Below are 14,968 nucleotides of genomic sequence, written 5' to 3' on the forward strand. Positions count from 1 at the left end.
TTCACTGGAGCGCTCGGGATCGATTCAAGATAGATGTATAATCGCAGGAATTTGTTCCCGCTTTAATACGTCTAAATCTTCCTCTGAGCGCTGCCGCTCTTGCCGACTTTCCAAATATATAAAAAAACCTTCCGTCCCCGCGCTCTAAAGCGCTGCGGGACGAAAGGATTGCTCGCTTCCGTGGTACCACCCGGATTTACCGGCACTTTCGCAAGTTCCGGCCTCCAAGGGTTGGAATCAGCCCCTGCCGGACGTCACGACAGGAATGAAGATTCCAACCCGGCACGGTAACGGGTGCCAACCGTCTTGCCCTACTACCTTCGGGCATGAAGCTCCGAGGTGACATCGTCGTAAAGGATTATGGCGCGGTCTCAGCTTCTCCGCCGCTCTCTGTACATAAGAGCCTCTGCGACTTTATCCTCTTCACAGCTTGTTCTGCTATTCCTCTGTCCGGATCGAAATAAAGCCCCTCACAATGTGACATATGGCCATCTAAGCTTATTCCGTCCGACAACTGACAGGGCCGCCGTCTAACCTTCGGCCGCTCCTTCTGACTTTACTTCGAAAGTGGTTTAATCCCTATATTGCAGGGAGCCCCCGGAATGGAATTACAAATTCTAAATGAATAAAAAAACCCTTCCGTCCGCACGCTTATTCAAGCGCAGCGGGACGAAAGGGGCTCTCTTCCGTGGTACCACCCGAATTCACCGTCATCTTGCGATGCCGGACTCGACAGGTCGAAGCTGCTCCCGGAGGTTAACCCGGTTTAAGCTTCTACCGATGCACGATAACGGGTGCCAATCGTTCCTTCCTACTGCACTTCGTTTCGGAAGGAAAGCTCCGAGGCGACATCGTCTAAAGGATTATGGCAGTGGTTTCAGCCGTTCCACCGCTCTCTGGCAACATAAGAGCCTTTAACACTATAACCTCTTCATAGCTGTCAATATGAATGAATAAAGCTATTATAAGAAAATTCCCTTAATTCGTCAATCCTATTCATTTCGCAAAGATGGTTAACGAAACATCCCCCATAATTTGATTAAATGAAAGGTGTTGTTGGGATCTATTTTCTGCGCCAGGACAAAATTAACAATTTGACTGGATTGTTTCTCGGACAAATTTTCGCCTAACACCTTGGCAATCCGGCTCAGCAGCCCTCTGACCTTCGCACGGTCTTGAAGATCATGTTTATTAACTCCATGGAGCACGGCTTTAACGCGCTCCTTGACCAACGGATTTTTCATCTTCATCTTGACGCGTTCCACCAATTCCCGGTCAATGCCATATTGCTGGTAGCTCATCTTCTCCCCTCCACAGAAAAGTCATTCTCTATTCTATGTCGGTTTTCCGCCGAATGTGCCTGTTACCCGCTAACTTCTTCGTCATTCTTCGCCCGCACTCCCGTTTTTCGACCGGCTAAGGAAGATGGACCTTATATCATTACCATAAACAAACGTGCAACGACAACGGACACCAATAACTTTATTCTTTGGCCGGCCAAGCTCATTTCGCTTGTTTTGACCCGAATAAGTGCATTGGTGTCCGTTAAAATTGACGCATATTAGCTTCGGCCGAAAAAACAGATTCGGCCTATATTTAGAGCAGGGAGCCGTACCTTCTATCGAACCCGCCCTTCTAATCGAACGGGCGGCCGCCAAAGACCTGCTCCCGCTGCAAGTAATCGCGAAGCGGCAAGTAACGCGCAGCCGTCCAGAACTCCGACTGGGCGACAAGCTTGGCCGCATCTTCTCGCGCATACTCCAGAATTTCGTAGTCGCTCATCAGATCCGCCACCTTAAATTCAGGCAGGCCGCTTTGTTTCGTTCCGAAGAAATCGCCCGGCCCTCTAATTTCCAAATCCCGGCGCGCGATTTCGAAACCATCGTTAGTCTCCGTCATGACCTTGAGCCGTTCCCGGCTGACCTCGTTCTTCGGATCGGCAATCAGTATGCAATAAGACTGATGCTCGCCCCGCCCGACCCGGCCGCGGAGCTGGTGAAGCTGGGACAATCCGAACCTGACCGCATCGTATACCACCATAAGGGTGGCATTAGGGACGTCGACCCCAACCTCTACGACCGTCGTAGATACCAGCACCTGAATCCGGTTATCGCTGAATTCAGCCATCACCTGTTCCTTCTCCTGGTTGGACATTCTGCCGTGCAGAAGTCCAACCGACAAATCGGGAAAATGATAAGTAAGCTGTGCGTGAACATCAATCGCATTCTGCACGTCTAGCTTGTCCGATTCTTCGATTAATGGACAGATGACGTAGGCCTGACGGCCCGCGGCCGCTTCTTTCCGGATAAAGCGCAGCACGCGCTCCAGCATATCGTGGGGTACGGAGTAGGTTTTGATCGGCTTGCGGCCTTTGGGCAGCTCCTTGAGCGTAGATACATCCATATCGCCAAAGGCAGTAATCGCCAGCGTGCGCGGGATGGGAGTTGCCGTCATCGTAAGAACATCGGGGTTAAGCCCCTTGCGGCGCAGTATGCTCCGCTGGTTGACCCCGAACCGGTGTTGCTCGTCGGTAATCACCAATCCGAGACGGCGAAACACAACGTCCTCCTGAATCAGCGCATGGGTGCCGACGACAATGTCGGTCAGCCCCATCTGTATGGAGGCCAGTGCTTCCCGCCGCTGCTTCTCAGTAAGGCTTCCTGTAAGCAGCGTAACCTCTATGCCGTATGAGGCGAACATCTTCTCCAGCGACCGCTTATGCTGTTCGGCCAGGATTTCCGTCGGCACCATCAGCGCACCCTGAGCCCCCGCCTTCACCACGGCAAACAGGGCGACAGCCGCCACTACCGTTTTACCCGAGCCGACATCTCCCTGAAGAAGCCGATTCATCGCATAGGGTTGTTTAAGGTCCTGCAGGATTTCGGCAACTACCGTTTTCTGAGAATCGGTAAGCACGAAGGGTAGAGAGCGGACGAACTGCTTCACCGCCTGGGAATCTACCGGATGGGCGATCCCATCGGATTTACCCCGGTTCAAGGCACGGAAAGCTTGCATTTTCAACTGAAAAAGAAACAATTCCTCATATACGATCCGTCTCCGCGCCTTCCTGCCCTCCTCCCAATCCTTCGGCTGGTGGATAAGAGAGAAGGCCTCACGCCGGGATATGAATCGATAGCGGGCAACCAGTTCCTCCGGCAAAATCTCCTCCACCCACTGCCCATATTCCGCTAAGACTTGACGGATAGCTTTGCGCAGCCAATTCTGGGTGATTGGCCCGGCCACCGAATAAACAGGCTGCAGCGTACCTGTTCGCGAAGCTCCGCCCCGATCTGGGAATTCGTGCTCCGAAACGGTTATCTGCAGCCTGGCCTGCTCCCACTTGCCGGTGAGAACAATCCTCGTACCGGACGTCAGTTGATCCTTGATAAAATGCCTGTTAAACCAGACCGCCGTAATCACCACCTGATCGACCAACACTTTACAGGCCAGGCGGGACTTCTTGCGGCCGTACATCTGTACCAGGGGAACCCCATATACCGTTCCCTCAATCGTAATCTTCTCGCCGTCCTTGACACCGGCTAAATCCCGGATATGGTAATCTTCATAGCGATAAGGAAAATATTCCAGAAGGTCGTATGCTGACTCTATGCCAAGCGCCTTAAGGTCTTCCGCTTTGCGGGGACCTACTCCGCGTACTTGACGGACAGCCAATTCCCTGAGATCCATAACGGCTACACCGGCAGCATGAATACCGCTACCGTCCCCGGACCCGCATGCGTGCCAATGACCGGTCCAATCGACGTATAGGACAAATGCTTCACTTGGAAGTGGCTTTGAATGAGCGAGCTCAACTCCTCGGCCGCCGGCAGGGAGTTGGCATGAGCAATAATCGCCCGCACGTCCTTCCCGGCAAATCCGTTTTCCTTCAGCAGTTCGATAATCCGGGCCATCGCCTTCTTCTGTCCTCTGGCCTTCTCGATGGAAGTAACCTCTCCTTCATCATCGATCGACAGAATCGGCTTGATATTTAACAGTGATCCCAGGAATGCCGCCGCTTTCCCGATTCGGCCGCCCTTCTGCAAATATTCCAGCGTATCGACCAGGAAGAACAAGCCAGTGCCTTCCCGCGTCTTGCGGATTAACTCCAGGCAGTCCTCCTTGCTCTTGCCGGCCTGAGCCGCTTCTGCCGCCGCCACAGCAAGCAGACCGAACCCGTAGGACGCGGACTTCGAATCGATAATCGTAATATCCGCCTGCTCCTCCAGCAGAGACTTGGCCAGAACCGCAGACTGGTAGGTTCCGCTCATTGCGGAAGACAGATGAATGGAAATAATTTGCGCTTCGGGGTCTTCTGCCAATATTTTCTTGTACATGTCGAGAAAATCGACGGGCGAAGGCTGGGAAGTCGTAGGCAGGGTATTCGATTGGGCCAGCAATTCATAAAACTGCTGCGATTGGATCGTCACCGCATCCACATAGGTTTCATTCCCGAAATGCACTTTGAGAGGCACCATTTCTATTCCGAGTCTCTCCCGCTCCTCGACGGGAATATCCGCGGTGCTGTCTGTTACGATGCGAACTTTACTCAATCCGTTCACCTTCCCATTTATCGATATCAAACGTTCATTACTCTACGGAAAATAAATAGAAATAGAGCGGCTGTCCCCCGGAATGAATTTCAATCTCCACCTCCGGGTAGGCTTCCTCCAAGTAAGCTTGAATGGCGGATGTCAAATCGTCCGTTGCCTCTTCTCCGGCCAACAGCGTGACGATTTCTCCATCCTCGCTAAGCATCTCGTCCAACAGCTGCTTGCAGGTTTCCAGCAGATCGGGCTTGGAGCTGACAATTCTGCCATCGAGAATACCGAGGAAATCCCCTTCGTTAATCTCCATTCCGTCTATGGAGGAATTACGCACCGCATGGGTTACCTGGCCTGAGCGGACCCGGCTCAAGGCATCTTCCATCGCCGCCGCGTTCGAATCGGCATCGGCTCTTTCCTGGAAGGCCAGCATCGCAGCCATTCCCTGCGGAATCGTCTTCGATGGTATCACAACGACTTGCTTGTCCTCCACCAGGTCTCTGGCCTGCTGGGCAGCCATCACAATATTGGAATTGTTGGGCAGAATAAATACCGTCTCCGCCGGCACCTTCCGGATAGCTTGAACGATATCCTCCGTACTCGGATTCATCGTCTGGCCGCCGGCAATAATCTCATCCGCCCCCAAGCTTTCGAAGATGTCGGATATTCCTTGCCCAACGGATACGGCGACGAAACCGTATGGACGGAGCTCTTCCGCCTCCACTTCTTCTTCCGCGGGTCTCTCCTCTTCTTCGGCTTTAGGCGAAGCATAGGTCGTGTCGGATTCGTCAGCGTGAAGGAGATGGGAATGCTGTTCGCGCATATTCTCAATTTTAATCCGGGTCAGATCGCCGTAATTCATGGCGTAATTCATTACTTCTCCCGGATATTCGGCATGAATATGAATTTTGACCAGATCGTCATCGGCCACAACGAGCAGGGAATCCCCGAATTTCTCCAGATCCCGGCGGAATTTGCTCTCCTCAAACTGATACCCGGGAACCTTCCCCGGCACAAGATTGACCATGAATTCGGTACAGTAACCAAACTCAATGTCTTCCGTGGCCAGCTTCGACTGGGCATTAGCCGCCTCGTGCAGCGATTGGCCTGCAGGCTGAACAGCCTTGTCCCTCGCTTCGGGTTCCGCATCGTAATCGAAATCCCCGGTAAGAGCGGCAAGCATTCCCTCATAGATCAAAACGAGACCTTTGCCCCCGGCATCTACAACTCCCACCTGTTTAAGCACCGGGAGCATGTCCGGAGTCCGGTTCAGCGTCTCCTCCGCCTTGTTCAGCACTTCTCGCATCAAATCTGCCAGATCATCGGTCCTCCGTGCATAAGACAAGGCATGTTTGGCTGCTTCACGGGCTACGGTCAGGACCGTGCCTTCCACAGGCTTGACCACCGCCTGATAAGCGGTATCCACCCCTTGCTGGAGAGCTTGGGCGAACTGCTGTGCGTTAACCGTGTCCAGATCGTGAACCGACTTGCCGAATCCGCGAAAAAGCTGGGAGAGGATGACGCCGGAATTCCCGCGCGCCCCCATCAGCAAGCCTTTGGAAAGGGCCTCGGCTGATTTACCGACCTGATCGCTCTTCCTTCTCTGCAGCTCTTCGATGCCCGATGACATCGTTAAATTCATATTGGTGCCGGTATCGCCGTCCGGCACAGGAAATACATTGAGTGCGTTTACCGTGCTGACATTGCTCTGCAGCCGCGCAGCTCCGGACCTCATCATATGAATAAAATCCGCACCGTCTAGAAAATTAAAGCGCTTACTCAAACAAATTCTCCTTCCTGGGCTAGCGGGTTACACGAACTCCCTGTACAAATATATTAATATGATTAACCTGAAGCCCCACAATATCGTTCAGCACATACTTCACCCGGTTCTGGACGTTATGAGCGACTTCCGATATTTTAGTTCCATAGCTGACAATAATGTACAAGTCAATTTGCAGTTCGTCCTGATCCCGTCTCACTTCCACGCCTCGACTTAAATTCTCCTGGCCCAACAGCTCGGAGATACCATCCTTCAACTGCTTGCGGGAAGCCATGCCGACGAGACCATAGCAGTCCAGAGCAGCGGAACCCGCTATGACGGCAATTACTTGATCATCTACATTAATGCTGCCGTATTCGTTAGCTACTTTAATTGGCATGTGAACCACCCTTTTCCGAAAATATTAGGGACTAAGTCTCATTGTACTATAATAAATACAAGAAATAAATGCAAATCGGCGTTTTTCTGCCGTTGACTGACAACTTTCTGCTATGCTATCATATTGTAGTATGTTCATCTAACGAGATTGATGATTGTGGACGTTGTTTGAAGGCGTCAGAGGAGGTGGAATCATGGCTCGCAAATGCTTCATTACTGGTAAATCGCCGAAATCGGGACATCATGTATCCCATGCCAATAACAAAACCAAACGTACCTGGGGAGTTAACGTGCAGAAAGTAAGAATCCTCGTGGACGGCAAGCCGAAGCGTGTCTATGTCAGCACGCGCGCGTTGAAATCCGGCAAAGTTACCCGCGTATAATCAATAAGCTCTAATAGACAAAAAGCACCTTTTTACGAGGTGCTTTTTTTTCGCCCGAAAGAAGGTATGATTAATTTTTGCTGAAAGTATTCAGGATTGCTTTGACAAACCCTCCTAAAAACTTCGGGAGTTTGATCGTATAAAATTTCATTCCTACCCCTCCTAACCAGTTTGTCACCGAAACGGCTTCGAAACGATCCTTCTTACGGCACCGCCCGCTTCCATCCCCGTCTTCCTTGTGCCTAATCATTACTATTACTATATTCCGCCTACGACAAAAAGTGCCTGGCCGAACCTGAGTGCTCCAGTTTTTTTTGTGTCCCGCTGCGAGGATAACGGCTTCGCCGGGTATTCAATAGACGACAGCCCGTCGGTCAATCAAATTTCGGGGACCCCGGTCATACTCTTGCTTTTTACAGCCATCCGAATAGAGACTCCTCTTCGCCCGCCATCAACCTAGCTTCCGAATGGGCATAAAAAGGGGTTACAAAAGCCACCCGGCTTCTGTAACCCAGTATATTCCGCTATTCGACTCATGATTCCTGCTGTTTCACTGAACCCCTTCCAAAAATTGCGGCGGGACATACCATCCGTTGGCGTAAGCAAATAATACGTAGGTAGGAGGCAGCAGGAAGGAAAATACCAATGTCAACAAAATAAAGGCTATCTTCGGCCCCTTCGTTTCATAGGATTTAAAGACATAAATCCCGATCAGGACAGCACCGAGCGAGAAAAAATGCTTATAAAACCCGGACATAAAGACAAAAACCGACATTAAGCAACCGGCGGCCAGACTGAGCAGAAACAGCAGCAATTTTCGCATCGTTAACGCTCCCCTGCCGAACGAATGCGGCGGATCGCCGCGGCGCGGTCCGGCATCCCGAATACCGCGCTGCCGGCCACCAGCACGTCGGCTCCCGCTTCAGTCACGAGCGGCGCCGTTTCCTCGTTGATCCCCCCGTCGACTTCGAGGGCGATCTCCCGTCCGGTCCGTTCAATCCTGCGGCGTAATTCACTGATTTTGGGCAGCATGGAATGGATAAAGCGCTGTCCGCCGAAGCCGGGGTTGACCGTCATAATCAATACAAGGTCCGCTTCCTCCAGAACATGGTCCAGAACAGACAGCGGAGTGGCCGGATTCAGCGCGATTCCCGCTTTCGCCCCTTCCTCCTTGATCATGTGAAGAGTGCGGTGGAGGTGCGGACAGGTTTCGGCATGGACGGTTATGTAATCCGCCCCCGCTTTGGCGAAGGCGGAAATGTAGCGTTCCGGCTTCTCGATCATCAGATGAACGTCCAACGGCAGAGAGGTGCCCGGACGGATCGCTTCCACAATGAGGGGACCGAGCGTCAGATTAGGAACGAAGTGCCCGTCCATCACATCCACATGAATCCAGTCTGCCCCTCCCTTTTCCACTATGTCGATATCCTCTGCCAGCCGGCCGAAATCGGCGGAGAGAATGGATGGTGCAATTCGCAGCTTCCCCAACATCAATACCTCCGTTTTTTGTCCCTGATTTCCGTGAGGAAAGTCAGGTAATGATTGTATCGCGTAGAAGCGATTTCATCAGCATCGACCGCCTCGCGGACTTTGCAGCCCGGTTCATGCTGGTGCAAGCAGCCCCGGAACCGGCAGCCTTCGGAATAGCTGCGGAATTCCCGGAAGCAATCCGCCAATTGCTCCGCTTCCACATTCATGAAATCAAGCTGGCTGAAGCCGGGAGTATCCGCTACCCAGCCATCCGGCTCCAGTGCAATCAGCTCCACGTGGCGGGTAGTATGCCGGCCTCTTCCCAATCTGTGGCTGATTTCACTCGTCTCCAGACGAAGCTCCGGCACGAGCGCATTAAGCAGCGAGGACTTGCCCACACCCGACTGCCCGGCGAAGACGCTGATCCTCCCCTGCAGGCGGGTGCGGATCTCCTCCAGGCCGGACCCGGCCTGCGCGCTGGTCGTCACGATCGGATAGCCGATCGATTCGTACAGGCTTCGAATATCGCCGAAGCCCGAATCGGAATGAACCATGCCGGCCGCAAGCAAATCGTGCTTGGTGAACACAAGCACCGTCTCCAGTCCGGCACTTTCCGTATGAACCAGAAATTTATCCAATAGCGGCAAGCTGATGGCGGGCTCGGCCACAGAGAAAACCAGAATGGCCAGTTCCACATTGGCTACCGGCGGCCGGATCAATTCCGTGGAACGGGGGAGGATTTCGTCTATCGTTCCTTCCCCGTTCTCCGTCAGCCCGTACACGACCCGATCCCCGACAAGAGGGCTTATATTCCTCTTCTTGAAGATCCCCCTTGCCCGGCATTGGATCCGGTCGCCCTCGCGGGCCTGACCGTCCGGCAGCACATAATAGTAGCCGCTCAGCGCCTTGACAATCATCCCTTGCGGCATCCTCATTGCCCTCCTTGTTCCGGCGGATTGGCGGATTCGTTCGGCTGCGGTGTCGCCGCAGCGGATTGATCGCCGGCAGGATCGGGAGTAGGAGTCGGGCTGGCCTGATTGAGCTTCATCCCTTCCTTCTGCTGTAGATAGTCGTTATAGGTGACCGTCTTCGTGTCATAGTGCTGGTCGTTGCGGAACATCTTAATGACCGCATTCCGCTCCTTGGTCACGATCACCGGAACATTCAGCAGCTCCGGCTTCGTTATATCGAAGGTCCGGTATTCGTAATTCTCATATTGGGCATCGGTAATAACGATCCTGAACGACGACGCACTGCCCTCTTCTTCCGGCTTAAGCTCCGGCAGGGTGACGAGCATCTGTCCCGCATCCTCCGGAGGGCCTGCGCTGACATAATAAATAATGTTGTTCGTTCCCGATTCGACCTCCTGATCAGGCTTGTAAGGCCATTGATCGAATATTTTTCCCTTAGGCTGGAGGAAGGTATGCTGCTCGGTAATCCCTTCCTTCCCTTTCACCCTGCTCAGGTTCTTCTGGAGCAGAATGGCATCTGCCTCTTCTACTGTTTTTCCGGTTAAATCAGGCATCTTGTGCTTTTCCTTGCCCAAGCTGACTACGATCTTGACCTCTACCTTGGCCGGGTCGAACTCCTCGTCCGGCTTCGGGGACTGCTCCAGAATGGTGTCCTCCGGCTGATCGTCATACCTGGTGGTTACATCAATCTGCGAATCGTCAATACCCATCTCCTTCAGCGTCTTCTGCACGTCCTTCCACTTCTTGCCGACGTAATCGTCCAAGGTCTTCAATTCAACCCCGTGGCTTACGGTAAGCGTGACTTCACTTCCTTCGACCAGCTTCATATTTTTGTGGCTCTGGTCAATGACATGGTCCTTCTCTATCGTATCGCTGTTTTCGTAAGTAATCTTTGGAGTGAGGGAGGCCTCTACCAACATTGCCTCGGCTTTTTCTACGTGCTCGCCTACTACATCCGGTACGAGAACTTCCTTGACGGCAAACTGCGCCTTCACATAGTAAATCCCTGCCAGCAATCCCCCGACCACGACCAGGAAGACAATCGTCCATATCCAGGGGGCAGCCCTTCTGCGCTTCTTGCCCTCCGGCTCGGAATCCTCTTCGAAACGGTCGGAACGGATCGCCGGCACTACCTTGGTCTTCTCGTCATCGTCACCGTCATCCAGGTCGGGATCGTCCAGCTTCGGTTCGTTCCTCCGCTCCGGAAGCAGGCATGTCTCGAGATCGCTCAGCATCTCCACCGCCGATTGATAGCGCTGCTCCGGCTTTTTGCGCATCGCCTTCAGAATGATATTCTCCACGCTTTGCGGAATGAGAGGATTCACCTTGCGCGGCTCTTCCACGTTCTCCTGCAGATGCTTGAGCGCCACGCTGATCGGACTGTCCGCGAGAAACGGGAGCTTCCCCGTCAGCATCTGGTACAATACTATGCCAAGCGAATACAAATCGGACTTCGCCCCGGCAGCAATCCCCTTGGCATGCTCAGGAGAGAAATAATGAACTGATCCGACGACGGACCCGGTCTGGGTAATACTCGACGAAGTTCCTGCCCGGGCAATTCCGAAGTCGGTTACCTTCACCCGGCCGTTCTTTCCCATCAGAATGTTATGGGGTTTAATATCTCTATGAATAATTTCATTCGCATGAGCATGGTCCAGAGCATCGCAAATCTGGGAAGCGATGTGAACGGCTTCCTCAACCTGAAGCGGAGCTTTCTGCTTAATCAGATCATTCAGCGTCATCCCTTCCACATATTCCATAACGATGTAGTGGACGTCCTCATCCTGCCCGACATCATAAATGCTGACGATGTTAGGATGAGACAGGGCCGCTGCCGACTGCGCTTCCCGGCCGAAGCGATGGATGAACTCTTCATCGTGAATATACTGCTGGCGAAGAACTTTAACGGCTACATGGCGATTGAGCAGCAGATCATGGGCTTTGTAGACGAGCGCCATTCCACCCCCGCCCACTCTCTCTAGGATTTCATATCTCCCACCGAGTATCTGACCTGTCACTTCTCAATCACCTCGCTTCCCCCGAAGGATTGGGGTCGTTGGCCATCAGAACCACGGTAATATTATCGTCTCCGCCGGCTTCCAGCGCCTTATGAACTAAGCGGTCAGCCTTCCCGTCCAAATCGGCATCCGATTTCAGAACGAGTTCAAGCTCCTCCTTGGGCACGGCTCCGCTCAATCCGTCCGTACAGATCAGGACAATATCTCCGTCGGACCATTCCGTCTGAATAATGTCCACATCCACCTCAAGCTCGGTCCCAAGCGCCCTCATCAAAATATTTCTGCGCGGATGCCGCTCGGCTTCCTCCTCCGTAATTTGGCCCGTTCTGATCAGGACGTTGACCAGCGAATGGTCCTCGGTCAATTGCCGGAAATGACCGCCCTGCAGCAAATACGCACGGCTGTCGCCGATATGCCCCAGAATCAGGCGCTCCCGGTCGGCCAGCGTAACGATGGCTGTCGTTCCCATACCACTGTATTCCACCGTTCGCGATGCCGCTTCGAAAATCGTGCGATTGGCCTCAAGCACGGCTTTTTTGACCGTTTGCCCGCATTCCTCGGGGCCCGACCCCGGCTGCAGAGTACGGACGAGAGATTCCTGAATGGTCTCAATGGCCAACTGACTGGCGATATCGCCGGCTTTATGACCGCCCATGCCGTCAGCGACAACCGCCAGCGCATAACCGTTACAATCGGCCATCACCGCAGCGCGATCTTCATTCACCATCCGAATCCGGCCGACATCGCTTCGGTTAGCTATCCTCATTCTTCATCACCTCTTACTGGTCTCCAAATGCTTCGCGCGAAGCTGCCCGCAAGCAGCAGCAATATCGCTTCCCTGCTCCCTGCGAATAGTTGTGTTGATCTTATGCTTCTCAAGAATGCGCTGGAAAGCAAAGATGTCTTCCCGCGGCGTGCGGACAAATTTACGCTCCACGACATGGTTAACGGGAATGAGATTGACATGGCAAAGCGGGATTTCCTGCAGAACCTGTGCCAATTCCTCCGCATGCTCCGGCTGATCGTTGACCCCGCCCATCAGAGCGTATTCGAAGGTCAGCCTCCTGCCCGTTTTGTTCACATAATATTTGCAGGCCTCGATCAAATCTGCGAAAGGATACCGCCGATTGACGGGCATTAGCTTGGACCGCAGCGCATCATTCGGAGCGTGGATAGAGATTGCGAGACAGATTTGTGTCTCCTCATCGGCAAATCTGTAAATATGGGGGACAATGCCGCTGGTCGATACCGTAATATGACGCTGTCCGATGTTCAAGCCTTTATTATGGGTCATGATGCGAAGGAAGGTCATCATCGCATCATAATTTTCGAACGGTTCCCCGATTCCCATAATGACGATGCTGCTCACTCTTTCTCCGACTGCATCCAGAAGCTGCTGCGCCTTGACGATCTGCGCCACGATCTCGCCCGGGGCGAGATTCCGCTTCAGTCCGCCCAGGGTGGAAGCACAGAAGGTACATCCGATCCGGCAGCCTACCTGCGTGGTCACACATACACTGTTGCCGTAACTATGCTTCATAATAACCGTCTCGATAGCATGCTTATCCCCAAGCTCGAACAGAAACTTGACCGTGCCATCTTTGGATTTCTGCTGGGCAATCTCCTTCAAGGTGACAAACTGGAATTCCTCTTCCAGCTTCTCCCGAAGGGCTTTGGGAAGATTGGTCATGGCCTCGAAGGACTCTACTCTCTTGACATACAGCCAGTCAAAAATTTGACCCGCGCGAAAGGAAGGAAGCCCGTTCTCTTTCATCCACTGCTGCCAGCCTTCCCATGTTAAATCATATACAAATGGTTTCATTATAGGATCACAACCTGTTTTTTCAAATATTGTTGCTAATCCCGTCTATTTTATCATAAAAGTTGGGATGGAAACACTTTTGCTGTCTGATCTGTTCTTACAGCGATAAGGACCACCTTATCAAAGTCGGAACTGCGTCCGTCGGAATGCAATGGGGATGACACGGCGCAAGACATAGAGATAGAACAAGTGCACCTTTATTCAGGTACACTTGTATGAAGTGGTCAGGCCTTTTTTTGCAGTCGGGCAATAAAAAAACCGTCGCTGTTATAATCTTGGGGAAGCAATTGCAGCATGCCTTCCCGCCACCTGCTTTCCGGCAGGTGCAACGGCTCTTGGGAAGGCGTCCATGCCGCCACAGAAAATTTCGGATGACGCTCCAGGAAGGAACGGATCTGCCCTTCATTTTCATTATATTCGATCGTGCAGGTGCTGTAGACAAGAATTCCGCCCGGCTTCAAGAGCGGATGCACCGCCTCCAGCAGCTCCTTCTGAACCCGCGCTACAGCATCGGTCTCGGACTCGCTTTTGGCCCATTTCAGATCCGGCTTGCGGCGGATCACTCCCAGTCCCGAGCAGGGAGCGTCCAGCAGAATGCGGTCGAATGTGCCGGGCGGGAAACGTTCGCTCAGCTTTCTCGCATCCGTAACGACGGTATGAATGCAGGTAAGCTGCAGCCGCTCAGCCTGCTCACGAATCAGCTTTTCTTTATGCTCATGAACATCGCAGGCGATCACTTCCCCATCGTCGTTCATTCTTTCCGCCAGATGGGTCGTTTTGCCGCCGGGGGCTGCGCAGCAATCCAGCACCTTCATGCCCGGCGAAGGCGCCACCGCATCCGCCACGAGCATGGAGCTCTCGTCCTGGATGGTCAATTGGCCGCTTCTATACCATTCGGTATCGGCCATATTTCCGGCTTGCTCTACTACAATGCCGTCGCTGGCCAGCCGCGATGGCTCAGCCTTCACCCCGGCCTCCCTCAACCGCTCCACCATTTGGTCCCGGCTGCTGCGCAGGCTCTGGACGCGAACGCTGGAGCTGGGAGCGGAATTGTTGGCTTCACATATCCTCTCGGCGGTTTCTTCGCCATACTGCTTCACCCAGCGCGCCACCATCCATTCGGGATGGGAGGTCGTAAGCGCAATCCGCCGAACCGGGTCCTCCAGCTCAGGGAGAACAAGCCGGTCCGCCTGGCGCAGAACATTCCTCAATACGCCGTTAACCATCCCGGAAATGCCTCTGTGGCCTTTTTTCTTGGCTAGGTTGACCGCCTCGTTAACGACAGCATGCGATGGGACACGGTCCAGATAATACAGCTGATAGAAGCTGACTCTCAACAAATTCCGCACCCACGGCTCCAGCTTGTCCAGCCCTTTGCTGACAAATTGCCCGAGGAAGTAATCAATCGTAGACCGGTGCTGGATAGTCCCGTAGACGAGCTCTGTCGCAAAGGAAGCCTCCAGGCGGTCCGGCTTATGTTTGCGCAGCATCTGGTTGAGCAGCAGATTGCTGTAGGCCCTTTCCCGGTCTACGCGTGTAAGGATATCCAGAGCGAGCTCACGGGCGGTTGGCTTTGCATGGGCAGGATGGGTTGGTTTCACC

At 53.2% G+C, this 14,968-nt stretch carries 14 protein-coding genes; 1 reads left to right on the plus strand and 13 read right to left on the minus strand.

The genetic code is table 11. The annotated features are described in order from the left end of the window. Positions 1-1,013: 1,013 nt before the first annotated feature. The 5 genes from ACFQ03_RS00305 to ACFQ03_RS00325 form a co-directional block, all read right to left on the minus strand. Positions 1,014-1,301 carry a stage VI sporulation protein F gene (locus tag ACFQ03_RS00305; protein WP_144933534.1) on the minus strand — a complete coding sequence of 96 codons (288 nt, stop codon included), beginning with the start codon at positions 1,299-1,301 and terminating at the stop codon, positions 1,014-1,016. A gap of 334 nt (positions 1,302-1,635) precedes the next feature. Continuing rightward, a complete protein-coding gene (gene recG / locus ACFQ03_RS00310) occupies positions 1,636-3,687 on the minus strand; it encodes an ATP-dependent DNA helicase RecG (RefSeq protein ID WP_379285366.1) in 2,052 nt (683 codons plus the stop codon). A gap of 5 nt (positions 3,688-3,692) precedes the next feature. Next, a complete protein-coding gene (locus tag ACFQ03_RS00315) occupies positions 3,693-4,550 on the minus strand; it encodes a DegV family protein (protein WP_379285368.1) in 858 nt (285 codons plus the stop codon). 37 nt (positions 4,551-4,587) lie between these two features. Further along, positions 4,588-6,324: a DAK2 domain-containing protein gene (locus ACFQ03_RS00320; RefSeq protein ID WP_379285370.1), complete on the minus strand. Its 1,737-nt coding sequence runs from the start codon at positions 6,322-6,324 to the stop codon at positions 4,588-4,590. A 19-nt stretch (positions 6,325-6,343) separates the two neighbouring features. Continuing rightward, entirely contained in the window at positions 6,344-6,703 is a 360-nt protein-coding gene (locus tag ACFQ03_RS00325) for an Asp23/Gls24 family envelope stress response protein (protein ID WP_144933538.1), read from the minus strand. Positions 6,704-6,896: 193 nt separating this feature from the next. Between ACFQ03_RS00325 and rpmB the strand changes: the two genes are divergently transcribed. Then, complete coding sequence (rpmB, locus tag ACFQ03_RS00330) at positions 6,897-7,085, plus strand: 50S ribosomal protein L28 (RefSeq protein ID WP_144933539.1); 189 nt, start codon at positions 6,897-6,899, stop codon at positions 7,083-7,085. Between the two features lie 70 nt (positions 7,086-7,155). On the opposite strand, the gene spoVM is transcribed toward rpmB, so the two are convergent. The 8 genes from spoVM to rsmB form a co-directional block, all read right to left on the minus strand. Beyond that, on the minus strand, positions 7,156-7,236 hold the full coding sequence (gene spoVM / locus ACFQ03_RS00335; protein WP_010269764.1) for a stage V sporulation protein SpoVM: 81 nt from the start codon (positions 7,234-7,236) through the stop codon (positions 7,156-7,158). A gap of 399 nt (positions 7,237-7,635) precedes the next feature. Next, positions 7,636-7,908, minus strand: a complete 273-nt coding sequence (locus ACFQ03_RS00340) for a hypothetical protein (RefSeq protein WP_144933540.1) — start codon at positions 7,906-7,908, stop codon at positions 7,636-7,638. Between the two features lie 2 nt (positions 7,909-7,910). Next, positions 7,911-8,576, minus strand: a complete 666-nt coding sequence (rpe, locus tag ACFQ03_RS00345) for a ribulose-phosphate 3-epimerase (RefSeq protein WP_150959705.1) — start codon at positions 8,574-8,576, stop codon at positions 7,911-7,913. Then, complete coding sequence (gene rsgA / locus ACFQ03_RS00350) at positions 8,576-9,484, minus strand: ribosome small subunit-dependent GTPase A (RefSeq protein WP_379285374.1); 909 nt, start codon at positions 9,482-9,484, stop codon at positions 8,576-8,578. The genes rpe and rsgA overlap by 1 nt, the downstream gene beginning before the upstream one ends. A 2-nt stretch (positions 9,485-9,486) precedes the next feature. Continuing rightward, entirely contained in the window at positions 9,487-11,544 is a 2,058-nt protein-coding gene (gene pknB / locus ACFQ03_RS00355) for a Stk1 family PASTA domain-containing Ser/Thr kinase (RefSeq protein WP_379285376.1), read from the minus strand. 7 nt (positions 11,545-11,551) lie between these two features. Further along, positions 11,552-12,310, minus strand: a complete 759-nt coding sequence (locus ACFQ03_RS00360) for a Stp1/IreP family PP2C-type Ser/Thr phosphatase (RefSeq protein WP_144933544.1) — start codon at positions 12,308-12,310, stop codon at positions 11,552-11,554. A 6-nt stretch (positions 12,311-12,316) separates the two neighbouring features. Next, positions 12,317-13,366 carry a 23S rRNA (adenine(2503)-C(2))-methyltransferase RlmN gene (gene rlmN / locus ACFQ03_RS00365; RefSeq protein WP_144933545.1) on the minus strand — a complete coding sequence of 350 codons (1,050 nt, stop codon included), beginning with the start codon at positions 13,364-13,366 and terminating at the stop codon, positions 12,317-12,319. Positions 13,367-13,590: 224 nt separating this feature from the next. Next, positions 13,591-14,967, minus strand: coding sequence for a 16S rRNA (cytosine(967)-C(5))-methyltransferase RsmB (gene rsmB / locus ACFQ03_RS00370; RefSeq protein ID WP_144933546.1), 1,377 nt, complete (start codon positions 14,965-14,967; stop codon positions 13,591-13,593). Position 14,968: the final 1 nt, after the last annotated feature.

Origin of the sequence: Paenibacillus residui (assembly GCF_042677205.1) — a bacterium.
GTDB lineage: Bacteria > Bacillota > Bacilli > Paenibacillales > NBRC-103111 > Paenibacillus_L > Paenibacillus_L residui.

Bases quoted from the DNA above. Each gene is read 5' to 3' on its own strand.
- ACFQ03_RS00305 (WP_144933534.1), bottom strand. From the start codon at position 1,301: ATGAGCTACCAGCAATATGGCATTGACCGGGAATTGGTGGAACGCGTC.
- recG (WP_379285366.1), bottom strand. From the start codon at position 3,687: ATGGATCTCAGGGAATTGGCTGTCCGTCAAGTACGCGGAGTAGGTCCC.
- ACFQ03_RS00325 (WP_144933538.1), bottom strand. From the start codon at position 6,703: ATGCCAATTAAAGTAGCTAACGAATACGGCAGCATTAATGTAGATGAT.
- rpmB (WP_144933539.1), top strand. From the start codon at position 6,897: ATGGCTCGCAAATGCTTCATTACTGGTAAATCGCCGAAATCGGGACAT.
- spoVM (WP_010269764.1), bottom strand. From the start codon at position 7,236: ATGAAATTTTATACGATCAAACTCCCGAAGTTTTTAGGAGGGTTTGTC.
- ACFQ03_RS00340 (WP_144933540.1), bottom strand. From the start codon at position 7,908: ATGCGAAAATTGCTGCTGTTTCTGCTCAGTCTGGCCGCCGGTTGCTTA.
- rpe (WP_150959705.1), bottom strand. From the start codon at position 8,576: ATGTTGGGGAAGCTGCGAATTGCACCATCCATTCTCTCCGCCGATTTC.
- rsgA (WP_379285374.1), bottom strand. From the start codon at position 9,484: ATGCCGCAAGGGATGATTGTCAAGGCGCTGAGCGGCTACTATTATGTG.
- ACFQ03_RS00360 (WP_144933544.1), bottom strand. From the start codon at position 12,310: ATGAGGATAGCTAACCGAAGCGATGTCGGCCGGATTCGGATGGTGAAT.
- rlmN (WP_144933545.1), bottom strand. From the start codon at position 13,366: ATGAAACCATTTGTATATGATTTAACATGGGAAGGCTGGCAGCAGTGG.